This is a genomic window from Uniformispora flossi (assembly GCF_049534875.1).
Classification (GTDB): domain Bacteria; phylum Actinomycetota; class Actinomycetes; order Streptomycetales; family Streptomycetaceae; genus Yinghuangia; species Yinghuangia aomiensis.
In genome coordinates this window covers 20,161-38,646 of the sequence record NZ_JBMULZ010000021.1, presented here as the reverse complement: position 1 = coordinate 38,646, position 18,486 = coordinate 20,161, and the positions used below count along the sequence as shown (strand labels likewise).

The 18,486-nt window shown below is 70.2% G+C and carries 13 protein-coding genes; 6 read left to right on the top strand and 7 right to left on the bottom strand.

Going from position 1 to position 18,486, the window contains the following annotated elements:
- Positions 1 to 40 precede the first annotated feature (40 nt).
- Positions 41 to 1,561, top strand: a complete 1,521-nt coding sequence (locus tag ACPA54_RS32855) for a hypothetical protein (RefSeq protein ID WP_423535286.1) — start codon at positions 41 to 43, stop codon at positions 1,559 to 1,561.
- Between the two features lie 74 nt (positions 1,562 to 1,635).
- On the opposite strand, the gene ACPA54_RS32850 is transcribed toward ACPA54_RS32855, so the two are convergent.
- Complete coding sequence (locus tag ACPA54_RS32850) at positions 1,636 to 2,223, bottom strand: LOG family protein (RefSeq protein ID WP_423535284.1); 588 nt, start codon at positions 2,221 to 2,223, stop codon at positions 1,636 to 1,638.
- Positions 2,224 to 2,558: 335 nt separating this feature from the next.
- Between ACPA54_RS32850 and ACPA54_RS32845 the strand changes: the two genes are divergently transcribed.
- From ACPA54_RS32845 to ACPA54_RS32830, 4 genes are all read left to right on the top strand, one after another.
- Entirely contained in the window at positions 2,559 to 3,107 is a 549-nt protein-coding gene (locus tag ACPA54_RS32845) for a hypothetical protein (RefSeq protein WP_345675412.1), read from the top strand.
- A gap of 181 nt (positions 3,108 to 3,288) precedes the next feature.
- On the top strand, positions 3,289 to 4,914 hold the full coding sequence (locus ACPA54_RS32840) for a hypothetical protein (RefSeq protein WP_423535282.1): 1,626 nt from the start codon (positions 3,289 to 3,291) through the stop codon (positions 4,912 to 4,914).
- A gap of 170 nt (positions 4,915 to 5,084) precedes the next feature.
- Entirely contained in the window at positions 5,085 to 5,747 is a 663-nt protein-coding gene (gene def / locus ACPA54_RS32835) for a peptide deformylase (protein WP_423535281.1), read from the top strand.
- Between the two features lie 142 nt (positions 5,748 to 5,889).
- Positions 5,890 to 6,771 (top strand): LLM class flavin-dependent oxidoreductase, encoded by an 882-nt coding sequence (locus ACPA54_RS32830; RefSeq protein WP_423535279.1) that lies wholly within the window; start codon positions 5,890 to 5,892, stop codon positions 6,769 to 6,771.
- Positions 6,772 to 6,833: 62 nt separating this feature from the next.
- Here ACPA54_RS32830 and ACPA54_RS32825 read toward each other — a convergent pair whose 3' ends face one another.
- The 3 genes from ACPA54_RS32825 to nrdR all read right to left on the bottom strand — a co-directional run bounded on the left by ACPA54_RS32825 (position 6,834) and on the right by nrdR (position 11,801).
- A complete protein-coding gene (locus ACPA54_RS32825) occupies positions 6,834 to 8,141 on the bottom strand; it encodes an LAGLIDADG family homing endonuclease (RefSeq protein ID WP_423535277.1) in 1,308 nt (435 codons plus the stop codon).
- A 99-nt stretch (positions 8,142 to 8,240) separates the two neighbouring features.
- The gene (locus tag ACPA54_RS32820) at positions 8,241 to 11,081 is read right to left on the bottom strand and encodes a vitamin B12-dependent ribonucleotide reductase (protein ID WP_423535275.1); all 2,841 of its coding nucleotides are present in this window, start codon (positions 11,079 to 11,081) and stop codon (positions 8,241 to 8,243) included.
- A gap of 117 nt (positions 11,082 to 11,198) precedes the next feature.
- A complete protein-coding gene (nrdR, locus tag ACPA54_RS32815) occupies positions 11,199 to 11,801 on the bottom strand; it encodes a transcriptional regulator NrdR (RefSeq protein ID WP_423535274.1) in 603 nt (200 codons plus the stop codon).
- 823 nt (positions 11,802 to 12,624) lie between these two features.
- On the opposite strand from nrdR, the gene lexA reads away from it, so the two are divergent.
- Positions 12,625 to 13,302, top strand: a complete 678-nt coding sequence (gene lexA / locus ACPA54_RS32810; protein WP_423535272.1) for a transcriptional repressor LexA — start codon at positions 12,625 to 12,627, stop codon at positions 13,300 to 13,302.
- Between the two features lie 104 nt (positions 13,303 to 13,406).
- Here the strand turns inward: lexA and ACPA54_RS32805 are convergent, their stop codons facing one another.
- The 3 genes from ACPA54_RS32805 to ACPA54_RS32795 form a co-directional block, all read right to left on the bottom strand.
- Positions 13,407 to 14,999 (bottom strand): outer membrane protein assembly factor BamB family protein, encoded by a 1,593-nt coding sequence (locus ACPA54_RS32805; RefSeq protein ID WP_423535270.1) that lies wholly within the window; start codon positions 14,997 to 14,999, stop codon positions 13,407 to 13,409.
- Positions 15,000 to 15,185: 186 nt separating this feature from the next.
- A complete protein-coding gene (locus ACPA54_RS32800) occupies positions 15,186 to 17,360 on the bottom strand; it encodes an ATP-dependent DNA helicase (protein WP_423535268.1) in 2,175 nt (724 codons plus the stop codon).
- Between the two features lie 140 nt (positions 17,361 to 17,500).
- On the bottom strand, positions 17,501 to 18,466 hold the full coding sequence (locus ACPA54_RS32795; protein WP_423535266.1) for an SGNH/GDSL hydrolase family protein: 966 nt from the start codon (positions 18,464 to 18,466) through the stop codon (positions 17,501 to 17,503).
- Between the last annotated feature and the right edge of the window lie 20 nt (positions 18,467 to 18,486).

The following is an 18,486-nucleotide window of genomic DNA, read 5'->3' as shown; positions in this document are numbered from 1 at the left end:
GCCTCTGCCGAGGTCCACAAGCCGCTGGCGGACCCTCGCAATGGGCATAGCCGACCGGCCGTACTGGATCACCGCCGCACTCATCGGCCTGATCATCCTGCTGGACCTGTCCGGACCCGACTGGCCCGCCGCGATATTCCGCACCCGCCTCGTCCGCGAACACGGCGCCGTCCTGTGGAACAACCAGTGGTACGGCGGCCACCTGCTCCCCGGCTACAGCGTCCTCACCCCGGTCCTGTCGAGCGGCATCGGCACCCACACCCTCACCGCGCTGTCCTGCATCGCCTCCGCCTGGGCCTGGTCCCGGCTCGACATCGGCCGCAACGACTTCGCCCGCCGCGTCGGCGCCGTCTGGTTCGCCGTCATGGCCAGCATCGACTACCTGATCGGCCGCACCCCGTTCGCGCTCGGCGTCGCCGCCGGACTCCTCGCCCTCCTCGCCGCCCGCCGCGGCCGCAAAGTCCTCACCGGACTCGCCTCCCTCGTCTGCGGCCTCGCCAGCCCCCTCTCCGCCGCGTTCCTCCTCATGGCCGCCCTCGCCTGGGTGCCGCGCGAGAACGTGTGGAAGACCCGCTTCTGCTTCGCCCCCGCCGCCGCCGGACTCCTCGCCTCCCTCGCCTTCCCCAACGAAGGCATGTTCCCGTTCCCCTGGTGGCGGTTCTGGCCCATCATCGGCTTCGCCGCCGTCGGCCTGTGGCTGCTCCCCAAGGAACACAAGAGCGCCCGCCGCTTCCTGTGGCTGTACGCGGCCTCCGCCGTCGTCTTCTTCTTCGTCCCGACCGCCCTCGGCGGCAACCTCGCCCGCCTCGGCGAGATGATCGCCGGCCCCGTCATGGCCGTCGTCCTGCTCTCCCTGGGACGCCGCCGCCTCGTCCTCCTCCTCGCCGTGCCGCTCCTGGTCTGGGGCTTCCAGTCCGCGGCCATCGCCATCACCCACGACCGGCAGGACAGCAGGGGCGAAAAAACCGAGTACTACACGGAACTCAACGCCTACCTCAAGCAGGCCAACCAGCCGCTCGGTCGCGTCGAGATCCCGTTCACCCGCGGCCACTGGGAAACCGTCTACGTCGCCGACAAGACACCCCTCGCCCGCGGCTGGGAACGCCAGCTCGACCGCTACTACAACGAAGTCCTCTACAAGCCGATCCTCACCGCCCCCGAATACCGGGCGTGGATCGACGACCTCGGCGTCCGCTTCGTCGCCCTCCCCGACGTGCCCATCGACAAGTCCGCCAAGCCCGAGGTCGACCTCATCAAGTCCGGCGTGCCCTGGCTCAAGCCCGTCTGGTCGAACAAGCACTGGACGGTCTGGGAAGTCCAGGACCCCAAACCGCTCCTCGAAGGCCCCGGCCGGCTCGTCAGCATGACGCCGTCCGAATTCACCTTCATCGCGGACTCCGCCGGCACCTTCCGCATCAAGGTCCACAACACGTTCTGGTTCGACGCCGACCGGCCCGGCGTGACGATCGCCCCGGACAAGGACAAGGAATGGACCGAGATCACCGTCAAGACGCCGGGACCGGTCACCATCAAGGCCGACCAGACCAAACTGCTCAAATGACCCGGGCATAGCCCGAGCCCGTCAAACCCGCCAGCCCGGACCTGTCAGTCCTGGACCCGTCAGTCCCGGACCCGTCAGCCCCGGGTCTGCGGGTCCAAGCCGCCCTCCCACTTCGGCGCGGGCGGCTCCCACGCCCGGAACGCCGCCAGCAGACCCGCCGCATCGTCCGCCACCAGCAGCGTGTCCCGCATCCGCGGCTTGATGAACCCCGACGCCACCATCGCGTCCAGCGCACCCAGCAACGGCCGCCAGAAGCCCTCCGCGTCCAGCACGCCGACCGGCTTCGCATGGATCGCCAAGTGCTGCCACGTCCACACCTCGAACAGCTCCTCCAACGTGCCCGCACCACCCGGCAACGCCACGAAACCGTCCGCCAGCTCCGCCATCCGCGCCTTGCGCTCGTGCATGTCGGCGGTGACCTCCAGCCGGGTCAGCCCCAGGTGCGCGACCTCCCGGTCCACCAGCGCCTTCGGCATCACCCCGACCACCTCGCCGCCCGCGGCCAACGCCCCGTCCGCGACCGCACCCATCAGACCGACATGCCCGCCCCCGTACACAATCCCGACACCCGCACGCGCCAACGACGCGCCCAGCTCCGTGGCCGCAGCCCGGAAACCCGCACCCTCACCCGACGCCGAACCCGCGAACACCGCTATCCGCACCGCGCACACCCTCCGACCCGACGACAACACACATCACGACACAGCACACCGACAACACAACACACCGACGACACAGCACACTGGCGACACAGCACACTGGCGACAAAGGCACCGCAACGGCCGTTTCCGGACGGCGCACACCGCCGACGACGCCCACCGCAGCCCCTGCATTGTCCCAACCCCCGGACAAACACCGCGGCCCGGGGCGCAGCACCCGAACCACCACCACCCGACCCGCCCCGGACCGTCACCCCGAGTCAAGAAGACACCACAAGACCGGACGATCACTCCCCCGACATTGACGGGGCGACCCCACCGCACGGCAGAATGCCCGCGTGCCCCCCACCGAACGCCCAGCCTCGGACATCCCGTTCGAGCGGCTGTTCCCGCAGCTCGACGACTCCGGCCGCGAACGACTGATCGCCGCCGCGAGAGCCCTCGACCTGCGCCGGTCACTCGACGACCCGGCACGGTGGTTCTGGAACGAGCCCGACCCCGCCGACCCCCAGCCCGAGCCCGACGCCCAGCCCCACGTCCTCGGCACCGCGCTGCTCCTCTACGAATCCGACGGCGACTGGCTCGAACTCGGCCTCGACGTGTGGCACCAGAACGGCCACCTCGTCAGCGTCACCGCGACCGTCGAAGTCGCCTGCTGGTGCGAAGCCGACCACAACATGCACGCCGTCCAGCGCGCCGAATGGACCGCCGACAGCGGCCAAGCCCTCGTCGAAGCGTTCAACGCCGCCGCGCTGTCCGTCATCCGCCGCATCGACGGCCCCCGCGACCCACGCGACCTCCGCACCCGCGCCGGCCTGCCCAACCCGCCCGAACCCGTCCCCGACGACGAAACCGCCGCAGCCGTCGACGGCTACCACCCCGGCTGACCCCGCCCCGGCCGCACATGCGACACACGGGCCCCACGTGCCAAATGTGCGCACAGGCGTCCCGTCTGGAAAACTCGGCGCCCGTGAGGGAGCGCAGCGGGCGAACCAGCGGTGCGGCGCGGAAGCGCAGCAAGCGGACCGGCGACACGAGTGCGCTCCACGCGCACGCCGAGGCAGCGGCATGAGCACCACCGCCGACCCGCCCCACCGCATCCCCCGGCCCACACCCGCCCCCGACGACGCCCCCCGCCTCCCCGGCGCCCGATGGCCCCGCCTGCGCGCCACCGCGATCTTCCTCGGCGACCGCCCCTACCTGGTCACCGTCGGACTCGTCGCGCTCATCACCGCCACCGGATTCTCCGGACCCGACTGGCCCGCCCAGATGTTCCGCGCCTGGCTCGCCCGCGAACACGGCGCCCTCTTGTGGAACAACCAGTGGTACGGCGGCCACCTCCTCCCCGGCTACAGCGTCGTCACCCCCGCCCTCGCCGGCGGCGTCGGCACCCGCACCCTCACCGCCGCCTCCTGCATCGCCGCCGCCTGGGCCTGGGGCCGCCTCCGCGTCGGCCAACCCGGACTCCCCCGCCGCGTCGCCGCCATCTGGTTCGCCGCCATCATCAGCGTCGAATACCTCATCGGCCGCACCCCCTTCGTCCTCGGCGTCGCCGCCGCCCTCCTCGCCTTCCTCGCCGCCCGCAGCCGACACCCCCTGTGGACCGCATCCGCGGCACTCCTCACCGGCCTCGCCAGCCCCCTCGCCGCCGCATTCCTCCTCATGGCCGCCCTCGCCTGGGTCCCCCACGAACGCGTCTGGGCCACCCGCCTCGCCTTCACCCCCGCCATCGCCGGACTCGTCGCCCCCCTCGCCTTCCCCGGCGGCGGCGACTTCGGCTACCCCCTGTGGCGGCTCGGCGCCATCCTCGGCTTCGCCGCCGTCGGCCTCGCCCTCCTCCCACCCGGACACCGCACCGCCCGCCGCTTCCTGTGGCTCTACGCGGTCTCCGGCACCGTCCTCTACCTCGTCCCCAGCGCCGTCGGCGGCAACGTCGCCCGCCTCGGCGAAGTCATGGCCGGACCCCTCGCCGCCGTCGTCCTGCTCTCCCTCGGGCGACGCCGCCTCGTCGCCCTGCTCGCCGTCCCCCTGCTCGCCTGGCAGCTCTCCTCCGCGAGCCTCGCCGTCGCCCACGACTTCCGCGACAGCGCCGCCGACACCCGCACGTACTACACCGGCATGCTCGGCTACCTCACCGCCCACAACCAGCCCGTCGGCCGCATCGAAATCCCCTTCACCCGCGGCCACTGGGAAACCGTCTACGTCGCCGAACACATGCCGCTCGCCCGCGGCTGGGAACGCCAGCTCGACCGCGCCCGCAACGAACCCCTCTACGACCCCGACCTCACCCCCGAGCGCTACCACCAGTGGCTCCGCGACACCGGCGTCCGCTACATCGCCCTCCCCGACGTCCCCCTCGACGAATCCGCCTACCGCGAATCCGCACTCCTCCGCGCCGGACAACCCTGGCTCGAACCCGTCTGGGCCGACAAACACTGGCGGATCTGGGAAGTCACCGACGCCGTCCCCCTCCTCGACGGCCCCGGGCAACTCACCGACCTCACCCCCTCCAGCTTCACCTTCACCGCCGACCGCCCCGGCGACTTCACCATCCGCATCCACCACACCGCGTGGTTCACCACCGACCACCCCGGCACCCACATCACCGCCGCACCCGACGGCTGGACCCGCATCACCGTCACCACCCCCGGCCGCGTCACCGTCACCGCAAAAGCCTCCGCGCTGCTGCCCTGACCCCCGGCCGAACCGCCGCCCGCCCCGCCCGCTTCTCCGCGGGCCCGGCCCCGGAGCCCGGCCCGCGGCAGCGGCACGCACCCGTCCCCCGCCACACCCAGGGATGTTAGGTTTTCCCGGGCGGCGTCCGCCCGCCCGCCACCACAACCGTCCGAAAGGCCCAGCCCGCGATGTCCGAGCAGCACAGCCACACCGGCCCCACCGGTGCCCGGATCTTCGTCATGGGCGAGGCCGTCGACGACTACCCCGAATTCGCCCCCGAAGCCGCCCGCGGAAAAACCCTCCGCATCACCGTCGTCGGCGAAGACGTCCTCCACCGCCCCTGCGCCGAGATCACCGAATTCGGCACGGCCGAACTCGACACCCTCCTCGACGACATGTTCCACACCATGTACGTCGCCGAAGGCGTCGGACTCGCCGCCAACCAGGTCGACGTCGGCATCCGCCTCTTCGTCTACGACTGCACCGACGAAGACGGCAACCGACACGTCGGCCACATCCTCAACCCCGTGCTCGACGAACTCCCCGCCGCCGACCGCCACCTCGACGAAGCCGGCGAAGGCTGCCTCTCCGTCCCGGGCCCGCACAAAGACCTCGCCCGCCCCGACCACGCGATCGCCCGCGGCGTCGACAAGAACGGCAACCCCGTCGTCATCGAAGGCACCGGCTACTTCGCCCGCTGCCTCCAGCACGAAACCGACCACCTCAACGGCTACCTCTACATCGACCGGCTCTCCAAGCGCGACCGCAAGGACGCCCTCAAGAAGATGGAAGCCATGAAGGCCGATGTATTCGCGCGACGCGAAGAGAAGGCCGCACAGCTCGCCGGCTGAGCATTTCGCCGTTTGCCGTTTGCCCGTTGCGCCGCTTCATCGGCCGGTGCCGGTGTCACCGACCCTTGCCGGGCACTCCAGGCCGTTTAGCACACCGCGCGGCCATTGCTCTCGCATGCGCCCTGAGGCAGCATCCCCCGTCGTGGACATCGCCATGACCCTCCCGACCATGCTCCCCCACGGCCGCACCGAAGTGCTCGAATGGTGCCGCGGCATCGACGAAGGACCCTGGTCCAGCCTCGCCGTCCCCGAACGCGTCGCCTACACCAGCCACTCCATGACCGTCCAACTCGCCGCCGCCGCAGCACTCACCGAACGCGTCCGGCTCTGGACCACCATCGTCGTCCTGCCCTCCCACAACGCCGTCCGCATGGCCAAAGACCTCGCCTCCGTCGACCGCCTCTCCGACGGCCGCCTCACCGTCGGCGTCGGCGTCGGCGGCCGCGAACAGGACTACCGCGCCGTCGCCGCCCCCTTCGAACGCCGCTGGCAACGCCTCGACGACCAGATCGCCACCATGCGCGCCACCTGGGCCGGCACCCCGCCCGAACCCGACCTCGACCCCGTCGGACCCCCGCCCGTCCAACCCGACGGCCCGCCCCTCGTCTCCGGCGCCATCGGCCCCAAAGCCATGGCCCGCGCCGCCCACTGGGCCGCCGGCATCGACGACGGCACCTCCATCACCCGCCCCGACGCCGCCAACCTCGCCGACGTCGCCGCCCGCGTCCGCGCCGCCTGGACCGAAGCCGGCCGCACCGACAAACCCCACCTGTCGACGAGCATCTGGTACGCCCTCGGCCCCGACGCCGAAACCCGCCTCCACACCTACGCCTTCGACTACCTCCGCATCTTCGGCGACGAACTCGCCACCGCCATGGCCGACTCCGCCACCATCCACACCCCCAAAGCCCTCCGCGAAGCCGTCGACACCATCCGCGACGCGGGCTTCGACGAACTCTTCCTCGTCCCGACCACGACAGACCCGGCCGAACTGGACCGGACACGGGAGGCGTTGGGGATCTGAGGTAGCACCCCGTGTGCCAGGGCGCCCCGGCCAACCGGGGCACCCCGCCCGCGCAGGGGACGTCAGCGGACCATGAAACCGGAAGCCACGACCGATGCCTCCGAGTCCACTGAAAGCCGGTTCTCGCCGCCACTGGGCTCATCGGCAACGTCACACACCGACTCATAGAAGTCCGCGAGCGCACGCTTCAGCCGCGTATCGGGGTAGTCCACGTGCAGCGCGTCAGCGAGGCTCCGCGGCACGCTGCCGTATCGCCTCAGCGATTGGAGGATGAGGGAGCGCCGCGGGTCCGAGACGGGAATCAGCTCCCGCCACTGCCTTCGAGGCAAGTAGATTCGGTCCCGCTTGCCGGTGTTGGCAGAATCGCCCACGTACAGACGGCGTGCCTTGCGCGAACCGATGAAACCCACGCTCCCCAAGAAGCGGGCCGCGTACGAAAGATTCCGCAGGCGCACTTGGAAGATCGATCCGCCGAAGCCGCTGGTTGTCTGCCGCGTGGTCGTCAGGAGCCCAAGGGCCAGAAGCATCGCGCGGACCTCGTCGGCGAATCGGGCCGACGCGGTGCTCAGAATGGGGACGCCCTCCGCAACGGTGCCGTCGGCTTCGAACAGCCCCCGCAAGAACGCAGCATAGGTCCGAGGGCAGTTGCACTCGCGCAGCGCGGCGGGAACGTGTGGTGTCCACCCCTTCCCGCGATGCCCGGCGTCAGGCAGGCCCTTGGCGAAGCCGGCCACGTGCCACCATTCTGCGAGCCGAGTCGAGTTCACCGCGAGTTCGAGGTACCCCTCCCTCAAGGTGGCCACAGGTGTCACGCGGAACAATCGCCGAACAAGCAAGGCGAGTCGCTCCACAACGTCCCTGTCGTCCTCGGCGACACAGAGCCGGATTCCCTTGGCGTGCAGGCTGCCATCGCCCATGAAATACCCGACAAGTTCGCCGAGGTCGGCGGAAACCGCGTTCGGGACCGCCAATTCCAAGTCGTTGGTGTAATAGGCCTGGCTGAGCACGGGTAACGGCACGCGACGTTCAGTACCGACAAACCCTCCCAGCGCGAGGGGAACAACTGCGCCGATGCCGAGTTCGGCCAGCCGCGCCCACCGGCGGATCCCTGTTTCCGGATCGATGGCAACGATTTGGTGGTTCGGAGAGCCGGCCAAGGAGAATCCGGATGCGGTGATCGCGCGACGGATTGTGTCGCTTCCGCGGCGCGTCGGCCAACAACGCACAGACACGGTTCGGCCCTGACCCCGTGCCACGACGTCAAGCCGGCCGGAGGCCGCCGATATAGCCGCGAGTTGGTCGAGCCGGACAAGTCCGATCTCAGTGGTCAGCAGGGTCGAACCGACGAGGGATCCACGCGAAGTGCTCATGCCTCAAGCGAAGTCGCCCACACTGACAAAATCGGCGGGATACGGGCCCGAAGACCCGCATCCCGCCGATTAGTTCACCCGTTCGGCTCAGTCAGCGGCTCAGCTGCAGCCGCTCGTCGAACCGCAGCCCTCGCAGACGTAGCAGCTGCCCGCCGGGCGCATCTTGATCCCACAAGACAAGCACAGCGGCGCGTCCGCGCTGCGGCCCTGCTGGGCCTCCAGCAGCTCGGTCGACGAATGCACCGCCGCCGGAAGCACCTTCAGCGACGGCGTCGACGGCTTCCGCTCCACCGGCGCCGACTGCGCCAGCGTCTCCGTCTCGACGTCCTCGTCGTCCGCCTCGACCGCGGCCGGCTCGTAGGAGCCCGTGTCGAGGTGGCGCTGACGCTCCTCGGCCGAGTGGATGCCGAGCGCCGAACGCGTCTCGAACGGCAGGTGGTCCAGCGCCAGACGACGGAAGATGTAGTCCACGATCGACTGCGCCATCCGCACGTCCGGGTCGTCCGTCAGGCCCGCGGGCTCGAAGCGCATGTTCGTGAACTTCGAAACGTACGTCTCCAGCGGCACGCCGTACTGCAGGCCCACCGACACGGCGATCGAGAAGGCGTCCATCATGCCCGCGAGGGTCGAACCCTGCTTGGACATCTTCAGGAAGACCTCGCCCAGGCCGTCGTCCGGGTACGAATTGGCCGTCATGTAGCCCTCGGCGCCACCCACCGAGAACGAGGTGCTAATCCCCGGGCGGCTCTTGGGCAGACGCTTGCGGACCGGCCGGTACTCGACGACCTTCTCGACCGCGGCAGGCTTCTCCTCAACTGCCGCTTCCTTCTTCTTCGCGGACAGCGGCTGGCCGACCTTGCAATTGTCGCGATAAACCGCGAGGGCCTTTGTGCCGAGCTTCCAGCCCTGGAGGTAGATCTGCTCGATGTCCTCGACGGTCGCGTGCTCCGGCAGGTTCACCGTCTTGGAGATGGCTCCCGAGATGAACGGCTGGATCGCCGCCATCATCCGCACGTGGCCCATCGGGGCAATCGCGCGCTCGCCCATCGCGCAGTCGAAGACCTCGTAGTGCTCGGCCTTCAGGCTCGGGGCGTCGACGACATGGCCGTGCTCGCCGATGTACTCGACGATCGCCTCGACCTGCTCGTCCGGGTAGCCGAGCTTCTTGAGCGCGCGGGTGACCGTGCCGTTGACGATCTGCATCGAGCCGCCGCCGACCAGCTTCTTGAACTTGACCAGCGCCAAGTCCGGTTCGACACCAGTCGTATCGCAATCGAGCATAAGTCCGATTGTTCCGGTGGGCGCCAACACACTGGCTTGCGCGTTGCGGAACCCGTGCTTCTCGCCGAGCTTGAGCACGTCCTTCCACACCTTGCCCGCCGCGTCCCACACCGACTTGTCGAGAGCATCGACACTGATGCCGGCCGCGCTGGCGTCCGCATGCTGCTGCATGACCCGCTTGTGCGCGGTCTCGTTGCGGGCGTAACCGTCGTAGGGTCCGACCACCGAAGCGAGCTCGGCAGAGCGCTTGTACGCAGTACCGGTCAGCAGCGACGTGATCGCCCCCGCCAGCGCCCGGCCGCCGTCGCTGTCGTACGCGTGCCCGGTCGCCATCAGCAGCGCGCCCAGGTTCGCGTACCCGATGCCCAGCTGGCGGAAGGCGCGGGTGTTCTCGCCGATCTTCTGCGTCGGGAAGTCCGCGAAGCAGATCGAGATGTCCATCGCGAGGATGACCAGTTCGACGACCTTGGCGAACTTCACCGCGTCGAAGGTGTCGTCGTCGCGCAGGAACTTCATGAGGTTCAGCGACGCAAGGTTGCACGACGAATTGTCGATATGAAGATATTCCGAGCAGGGATTGGATGCCGTGATCCGCCCCGACTCCGGGCACGTGTGCCAGTGGTTGATCGTGTCGTCGTACTGGATGCCCGGGTCCGCGCACGCCCAGGCCGCCTCCGCCATCTTGCGGAAGAGGCCGCGCGCGTCGACGTTCTCGATCACGTCGCCGGTCATGCGGGCCCGCAGGCCGAACTCCGAGCCCGACTCCACGGCGTTCATGAACTCGTCCGAGACGCGGACCGAGTTGTTCGCGTTCTGGTACTGGACGGACGTGATGTCGTCGCCGCCCAGGTCCATGTCGAAGCCCGCGTCGCGGAGGGCGCGGATCTTCTCCTCTTCCTTCACCTTGGTGGCGATGAAGTCTTCGATGTCCGGGTGGTCCACGTCGAGGACGACCATCTTGGCCGCGCGGCGGGTGGCGCCGCCGGACTTGATGGTGCCGGCGGAGGCGTCCGCGCCGCGCATGAAGGACACCGGGCCGGAGGCGTTGCCGCCGGAGGAGAGGAGTTCCTTGCTGGAGCGGATGCGGGAGAGGTTGAGGCCGGCGCCGGAGCCGCCCTTGAAGATCAGGCCCTCTTCCTTGTACCAGTCGAGGATCGACTCCATCGTGTCGTCGACGGACAGGATGAAGCAGGCGCTGACCTGCTGGGGCTGTGCGGTGCCGACGTTGAACCACACCGGGGAGTTGAAGCTGAAGATCTGGTGGAGGAGGGCGTAGGTCAGTTCGTGCTCGAAGATCTCGGCGTCGGCGGGGGAGCCGAAGTAGCCGTGGTCTTCGCCGGCCTTGCGGTAGGTCTTGACGACCCGGTCGATCAACTGCTTGAGGCTGGACTCGCGCTGTTCGGTGCCGACGGCGCCGCGGAAGTACTTGCTCGTCACGATGTTGACCGCGTTCACCGACCAGAAGTCGGGGAACTCGACGCCACGCTGCTCGAAGTTGATCGAGCCGTCGCGCCAGTTCGTCATGACGACGTCACGACGTTCCCAGACCACCTCGTCGTAGGGGTGGCTGCCGGGGGTCGTGTACACGCGCTCGATGCGCAGTCCCTTGCCGGCCTTCCGGCTGGTGCTGCGTGCTGAGCCGCTCGTCGTCTCTGTCATACGTATCTCCTCCTGAACAACGCCGCGGGCGTTCCGGGGATTCCGGCGTGCCCGATCGGGTGGCCCGTCGTTCGTTCCACCAGTGGGTAATGCGGTTTTATGCGGCTGCGGGGGTGCTCAGCCGGGGTGGGGCCCGGCCGTGGGCGCGGGCTCCGGGGGGTGCAGTTTGTGTGGTTGTCCATCGGTGGCCGGATCCAATCCCCCGGTTCGGGGGGGAGTTTCGGCGGGTGCGGTGGACGGGGTGCCGGGTTCGCCGGGGGTGGCGAGGGCGTCGGCGGCGCCGGTGCGGAGCAGGGCGATTTCGGCTTCGAAGTCGTCGAGGGAGTCGAAGGCGCGGTACACGGAGGCGAAGCGCATGTAGGCGACTTCGTCGAGTTCGCGGAGGGGTCCGAGGATGGCGAGGCCGACGTCGTGGGTGCTGAGTTCGGCGCAGCCGGTGGCGCGGACGGCTTCTTCGACGCGTTGTCCGAGTTGCGCGAGGGCGTCTTCGGTGACGGGGCGGCCTTGGCAGGCTTTGCGGACGCCGGTGACGACTTTGTCGCGGCTGAAGGGTTCGGTGACGCCGCTGCGTTTGACGACGGTGAGCGAGGCGGACTCGATGGTGGTGAAGCGGCGGCCGCAGTCGGGGCAGGAGCGGCGGCGGCGGATGGCGGCGCCGTCGTCGGTGGTGCGGCTGTCGACGACGCGGCTGTCGGGTCGTCGGCAGAAGGGGCAGTGCATGACTGGTGTGTCCTCCCCTGAGTGCCTGCCTTGCTGGTGTCGGGCGGCATCGGGGGCCTGTGGGGCTGCCGGGATGCTGTCCGGGTCGGTCGTCGCCCGCGCCCCCGGTCCTCGTTCGGGCGAGGTTGGCGTCGGGTGCGCTTCGGGATGTGATATATACGGCGACCACAACTTGTGGGTTAGTTCGAAGACCGGACCACAAGATGTAGTGGCTACCGTAAGCCTCCGCCCGGGGGGCTGCAAGCCGACACACTGACGCTCGGAGAGGGGGTTGCCACCTCTCGTCATCGGCGCAGGTCACCGCGTCGGAGCCGGAAACCCGTGGGGCGAAAATTCAGCCGGGTGGCCGCATGTTACGGGTGATGTCGGACAGTTCGGACTTTGTCCGCAGGTCTGCCCCAGGGGGTGCGGGGTGTTGCGGCGGCCTCGTGAATCCCGGTTCGCGGACTTCGGATTCGCGGGCCGGGCGGAACCGGGCGCGACTGCGCGAACGTGTCGTGATCGACGGTTTCGACGCGGAAGCGGCGGACTCCGGCGGACTCCGACGCACACTGTACAAACTTTCGATCGAATACCTGTACGATTAAATACTACGCCAGTGGAGTGCTCGGCGACGGAATCGACCAAATTCACTCGAACGTGTGTTTGGCGCAACCTTTCGAACCGGGCTACCGTTCTCCGTGTGCGAGTAATCCGTCGAGAGGGGAAACCCGTGTCCGGAGAAGCCACCGGAGGCGTTCCGTCGCCGGCCTTTGCCAGTGCCGCCCGGAACACCGCAACCGCAACGGACGCACCCGGGGGGGAACGGTCGGACTCGGGTCAGGTGCGGGCGCTGCCGCGTCGCGGCGCGGGTGGTCTGACGCCGCGCCAGAGCCGGGTCCTGGAGGTCATCCGCGCGTCGGTCGAGTCGCGCGGCTATCCGCCGAGCATGCGCGAGATCGGCGAGGCGGTGGGCCTGTCCAGCACGTCGTCCGTGGCGCACCAGCTGATGGCGCTGGAGCGCAAGGGGTATTTGCGCCGCGATCCGCACCGTCCGCGGGCGTACGAGGTCCGCTCCCCCGACGGCACCCGCGCGCCGGGTGCGGCGGGCGTGAACGGCACCGCGGCCAATGGCGCGGACCGGCCGGCCGCGTCGTATGTGCCGGTGGTGGGCCGCATTGCCGCGGGTGGTCCGATTCTGGCCGAGCAGTCGATCGAGGACGTTTTCCCGCTGCCCCGCCAGCTGGTGGGCGACGGCGAGGTTTTCCTGCTCAAGGTGAGCGGTGATTCGATGATCGAGGCGGCGATCATGGACGGCGACTATGTCGCGGTGCGCCGTCAGCCGGTGGCGGAGAACGGCGACATCGTGGCCGCGATGCTGGACGGCGAGGCGACGGTGAAGCGGCTGCGGAATCGCGACGGGCACCGTTGGCTGATGCCGCACAACCCGTCGTACGAGCCCATTCCGGGTGACGACGCGACGATTCTGGGGAAGGTCGTCGCGGTGATGCGCCGGGTCTGACCGGGAACCGCGCCGGGCGTCTCCCGGCGTATCCCCGAACGGAATCGGGCCGCGGAACACGAAGGTGTTCCGCGGCCCGTTTTTGTGTTCCGCCGGGGTGCCGGTCAGGCCAGGGTGACGAGGGCGGGGACTTCCGGATAGGCGGTCCACGCGAAGGCGGTGAGGCGCTGGTCGGCGAGGCTCCAGCCGGCGCGTTCGTCGGCGGCCAGGAAGTCTTTTCCGTCGACGGCGCGGGCGCCGCGGACGTTGCCGTCCTGGCGTTTCACGGCGACGAGTTTGCCGGGGGTGCCGGGCAGTCCGCGGCCGAGGACGAATACGGCGGTGTCGTCGGTGCCGACGACGTCGGCGTTGTAGAGGTCGCCGCCGAGGGCGGTGCTCCAGCGGGCTTTTCCGCTGGCGAGGTCGAAGGCGACGAGACGGACGGCTTCGCCGGCGGGCTGGTCGCGTTTGACGGCGGTCGCGAAGAGCGTGTCCTTGGTGATGACGACGCCGTATTGCGGTGCGGCGCCGAAGTCGGAGCTGTAGGCGGCGCTGCGGGTGTCGTAGGCGCGGAGGGTGCCGTCGGGGCCGCGGAGGGGGATTTCGGCGCGGAGTTGGCCTTGGTCGCCGAGGCTTTGCAGGTAGTAGCTGCCGTTGCGTTGGATTTCGACGACGGCGGGTTCGGCGTTGACGAGGTAGACCGTGGAGTATCCGCTGTCGGTGACGGGGATGGTGGTCTGCCATTTTCTGCGGCCGTCGGCGGCGTCGAGGGCGACGACTTGGGCGGGGGTGTTTTTGGTGTACTGGCCGAGTTCGACGAGGACGGTGCCGCCGTCGATGCGGAGCGCGTCGACTTCGGGGTCGTCGGTGGTGCTGGTGGTGCTGCGGTCGAAGTTCCAGCTCCATTTCTGGACGCCGTCTTTGAGGCCGAAGGCGGCGACGCCGGTGCTGGTGGAGAGGACGGCGGTGCCGGGTCCGCTGTCGGTTTCGACGCTGCGGTATTTGTCGCCGGTGGCCGTGGTCTTGGTTTTCTTGTCCCAGAGGCTGCGCATGGTGGCGAGGTCGACGGCGACGGTGGTGTCGCAGGCGTCTTTGGAGCCGTACATGGCGAGGCCTACGCCGTCGCTGCTGTGTGCGGCCATGCCGCAGAATTCGCCGGTGGGCGGGGTGAAGCGGCCGATTTCGGCGCCGGTGCCGGCGTCGTAGGCGACGAGGGCGGTTTTGTCGCCGGCGATGGTGCGGCCGGGTGCGGTCCAGGTGCCGAGCATGTCGATGCGGGCGCCGGGGGCGGGGCTTTTCCAGGCTTGGCGCATGGTTTTGCCGTCGGTGGCGAGGCCGCCGCCGGGGCCGGTGCCGCCGTCGTCTTTGGTGGCGTAGAGGTAGCCGAGGGCGCTGGCGGCGATGACGGCCAGCGCGGTGATGGTGGAGAGTCCGGCGATGAGGCCGCGTCCGGGGGTGCGCTGCGGGGGCGGGGTGCTGGAGGTCCCGTAGCTGTAGGGCGGGGTGGCGGGCGGCGGGGTGCTGCCGGGGTAGGCCGCGGGTGCGGGGCCGGGCGGACCGGCCGGGCTGGGGGTGCCAGGGGGCGGGGGGACGCCCGGCAGGGAGAGTCCGGGTTCGGCGCCGGGCGGCACCGCGGCGGGGGTGGGGCCCGCGGGCGGGGTGGTCGGCGGCTTGCTTTGCGGCGGGACCGCCGCGGAGGGGCCGCCGGCGTGGGTCATGGCTTGCCAGGGCGGGGTGCTGTCGGGCGGGCCGGGTGGTCCTGGCGGCGGGTTCCCTGGCGGGCCGTAGGGGCCGTTCGGCGGCTGCGACATGCTCCCCCCTCGGGTGCGTGGCGCGGCCGTGGGTCGGCGCGCGCCGGTCCGAGGATACGTTCCGGCCGGCCGGTGCGGTTGCCGGATGGTCCGTCAGGTGTCGATCGCGGCGAGGGACTTGCGGACTTGGTTGCGGTCCGTGGTGTACCAGAAGTCGGGCATGGAGGCGCGGAAGAAGCCGCCGTAGCGGGCGGTGGCGAGGCGTGAGTCGAGGACGGCGACGACGCCGCGGTCCTCTCCGGCACGGATGAGGCGTCCGGCGCCTTGGGCCATGAGGAGGGCGGCGTGGGTGGCGGAGACGGCCATGAAGCCGTTGCCGCCGGCCTGGTGGACGGCTTGGGCGCGGGCGGCCATGAGGGGGTCGTCCGGGCGGGGGAAGGGGATGCGGTCCATGACGACGAGTTGGCAGGAGGGGCCGGGGACGTCGACGCCTTGCCAGAGGGAGAGGGTGCCGAAGAGGCAGGTGCGGGTGTCTTCGGCGAACGTTTTGAGGAGTTCGGGGAGCGAGTCGTCGCCTTGGCAGAGGATCGGCAGGTCGAGGCGTTCGCGGAGGGCTTCGGTGGCGGCTTCGGCGGCGCGGCGGGAGGAGAAGAGGCCGAGGGTGCGGCCGCCGGCGCATTCGATGAGTTCGGCGAGTTCGTCGAGGGTGTCGGGGTGCATGCCGTCGCGGCCGGGTGGGGGCAGGTGTTTGGCGACGTAGAGGATGCCTTGGCGGGGGTAGTCGTAGGGGGATCCGACGTCGAGGGAGCGCCAGACGGCGAGGTCGGTGTCGTTGTCCGGGTCGGCGTCTTCCTGATCGGAGGTGTCGGAAGTGCCGGATGCGGTGGCGTCGGTGGCGTCGGTGTCGTCGTCGGCGGTGTCGCGGTCGGCCGCGGGTTTGGCCGCGGGTTTGGCGGCGGGTTTGGGGGCGGGGATGGCGGTGACCGGGACGGTGGCGCCGGGTTCGGGGAGCAGCCCTTCGGGGTTGAGGCCGAGGGTGCGGGCGACGCCGGTGAAGTCTCCGCCGAGTTTGAGGGTGGCGGAGGTGAGGACGACGGTGCGGTCGCCGAAGAGGGCGTCGCGGAGGAGTCCGGCGACGGCGAGGGGGGCGATGCGCAGCGAGGGTCCGACGCGGTCGTTGCGTTCGACCCAGAGGACGTCGTAGGGGGATCCGCCGAGGATGCGTTCGCAGGTGTCGTGGATGGACTGGGCGGAGGCCATGGCTTGGCGGCGGGAGGCGTCTTCGTCGCTGAGGGTTTTGTCGCGGACTTCGCCGAGGGAGGTGATGACGGCGCGGCAGGCGTCGCGGAGGGCGGCGAGGGTCCAGCCGAGGTCGGCGTCGGGTTCGTTGATGCGGGCGGGTTCGCGGGGGCCCATGGTTTTGGCGTAGGCCTCGGCGGCGGTCTGGAGTGCGTCGACGGCTTTTTCGTTGGCGAGTTTGGCGGCGCGGCGGGCGGCGCGTTCGACGGTGCCGATGGTGAGGTCGTCGGTGGCGACGGCGGTGACGCGGGCGGCGAGTTCGTGGGCTTCGTCGACGACGAGGACTTCGTGTTCGGGGAGGACGGGGGCGCCTTCGAGGGCGTCGATGGCGAGGAGGGCGTGGTTGGTGACGACGATGTCGGATTGTTTGGCGATGTCGCGGGCGCGTTCGGCGAAGCAGTCTTCGCCGTAGGGGCATTTGTTCGCGCCGAGGCATTCGCTTGAGGAGACGGAGACTTGGGCCCAGGCGCGGTCGTTGACGCCGGGGCTGAGGTCGTCGCGGTCGCCGGTTTCGGTGTCGTCGGCCCAGTCGCGGACGCGGATGATGTCGCGGCCGATTTGCGAGGTGGGCGAGGGTTCGAAGAGTTGGTCGCCTTCGTCGGGGGGTCCGTCGTGGAGGCGGTGGAGGCAGACGTAGTTGCTGCGGCCCTTGAGGGTGGCGAAGGTGGGGCGGCGGCGGAGTTGGGGGTGGAGGGCGTCGACGGTGCGGGGGAGGTCGCGTTCGACGAGTTGGCGTTGTAGCGCGAGGGTGGCGGTGGCGACGACGACGCGGCCGCGTCCGGCGAGGGCGGGGACGAGGTAGGCGAGGGATTTGCCGGTGCCGGTGCCTGCTTCGACGAGGAGGTGTTCGCGGCGGGCGATGGCGCCGGCGACGGCTTCGGCCATGCGGATTTGGCCGGGTCGCCGGGTGCCTCCGACGGCTTCGACGGCGGCGTCGAGGAGGTCGCCGACGCCGGGGCGTCCGGTGGGCGCGGGGCCGGTGGGGGCGGTGCCGGTCGGGGGGGTTGCGGTTTCCGCGGTGTCGCTCATCGAGGCCAAGCCTAGGCCAGGCGGCGGACGTTTCCGGACGGTGTCCCGGGGTGGCCGGAGGGGTGGCCCTGGGTGGCCGGACCGGTGGCCGGACCGGTGGCCAGGCGGGTGGTTGCGGGTGGTGGGCCGCGGTGTCCGGGTCAGGCGGTTTTGGCCGTGGCGAGCACGGCGGCGGCCATGCCTTGCTGGCCGAGGGCGTTGGGGTGGACGGGGGCGGCGGGCTGTTCGGGGGCGAGGCCTTCGATCCAGCGGGTGCCGGCGGGCTGGCAGACGTCGTGGCCACGGCCGGGGGTGTAGGTGTCGACGTAGGCGGCGTTTCCGGCGGCGGCGCGGTCGGCGAGCATCTTGTTGAGGTTGCCGAGGGTGGTGCGCAGGTAGGGGAGGTCGCCGGGGGCGACGGGGAGTTTGTCGCGGCAGCCGTCGCCGGTCTCGGGGAGGATCGCGGGGTAGCCGACGAGGAGGATGCGGGCGTTCGGGGATTTGGTGTGGACGGTCGCGAGGACGTTGTCGATCTTGGTGCCGGTGGCGTCGATGCGTTGTTTGAGGGTGTCGGTGCCGTTCTTGGTGAACGTGTCGGTGCAGGGCGTGGCGGAGGTGGTGGAGCCGCTGCTGAGGGCGCAGGTGGTGACTATTCCGCCGAAGCCGATGTCGTTGCCGCCGATGCCGATGGTGACGAGTTTCGTGTCGGGGCCGAGGGCGTCGTATTGGGGGGTCGGAGCGATGGAGTTGCCGTCGGCGCCGCCTTTTTGGGCGGTGGCGAAGTCGTCGGTGACGGCGCCGCCGCAGGTGACGTCGGTGAAGGACGGCACGTTGAGGGCCTTGGCGAGGATGTGGGGGTAGTTGTCGGCGCTGCGGGCGCAGACGGCGGGGGTGCCGGGGAGGGTGGCGGAGATTTTGACGCCGGCGCTGTAGGAGTCGCCGAGGGCGACGTAGGCGGAGCCGCCGGGTCCGGTGGCGGGGCCTGGGGCGGTGGGTGCGGCGGCCGGGGTGGTGGGGGCCGGGGCGTCGGCGGTGGTTGCGGGGTCGCTGCCGGAGGAGGACGAGCAGGCGGTGAGCAGGAGGGCCGCGGCGGCGGCGGTCGCTGCGAGGATTCGTCCCTGGCCCACTGCGGCGCTCCCCTGGTCGG

Excerpts from the sequence above, each read along its gene's own strand:
- ACPA54_RS32840 (WP_423535282.1), top strand. The coding sequence starts at position 3,289 with ATGAGCACCACCGCCGACCCGCCCCACCGCATCCCCCGGCCCACACCC.
- ACPA54_RS32820 (WP_423535275.1), bottom strand. The coding sequence starts at position 11,081 with ATGACAGAGACGACGAGCGGCTCAGCACGCAGCACCAGCCGGAAGGCC.
- ACPA54_RS32800 (WP_423535268.1), bottom strand. The coding sequence starts at position 17,360 with ATGAGCGACACCGCGGAAACCGCAACCCCCCCGACCGGCACCGCCCCC.
- def (WP_423535281.1), top strand. The coding sequence starts at position 5,085 with ATGTCCGAGCAGCACAGCCACACCGGCCCCACCGGTGCCCGGATCTTC.
- ACPA54_RS32855 (WP_423535286.1), top strand. The coding sequence starts at position 41 with ATGGGCATAGCCGACCGGCCGTACTGGATCACCGCCGCACTCATCGGC.
- ACPA54_RS32825 (WP_423535277.1), bottom strand. The coding sequence starts at position 8,141 with ATGAGCACTTCGCGTGGATCCCTCGTCGGTTCGACCCTGCTGACCACT.
- ACPA54_RS32805 (WP_423535270.1), bottom strand. The coding sequence starts at position 14,999 with ATGACCCACGCCGGCGGCCCCTCCGCGGCGGTCCCGCCGCAAAGCAAG.
- nrdR (WP_423535274.1), bottom strand. The coding sequence starts at position 11,801 with ATGCACTGCCCCTTCTGCCGACGACCCGACAGCCGCGTCGTCGACAGC.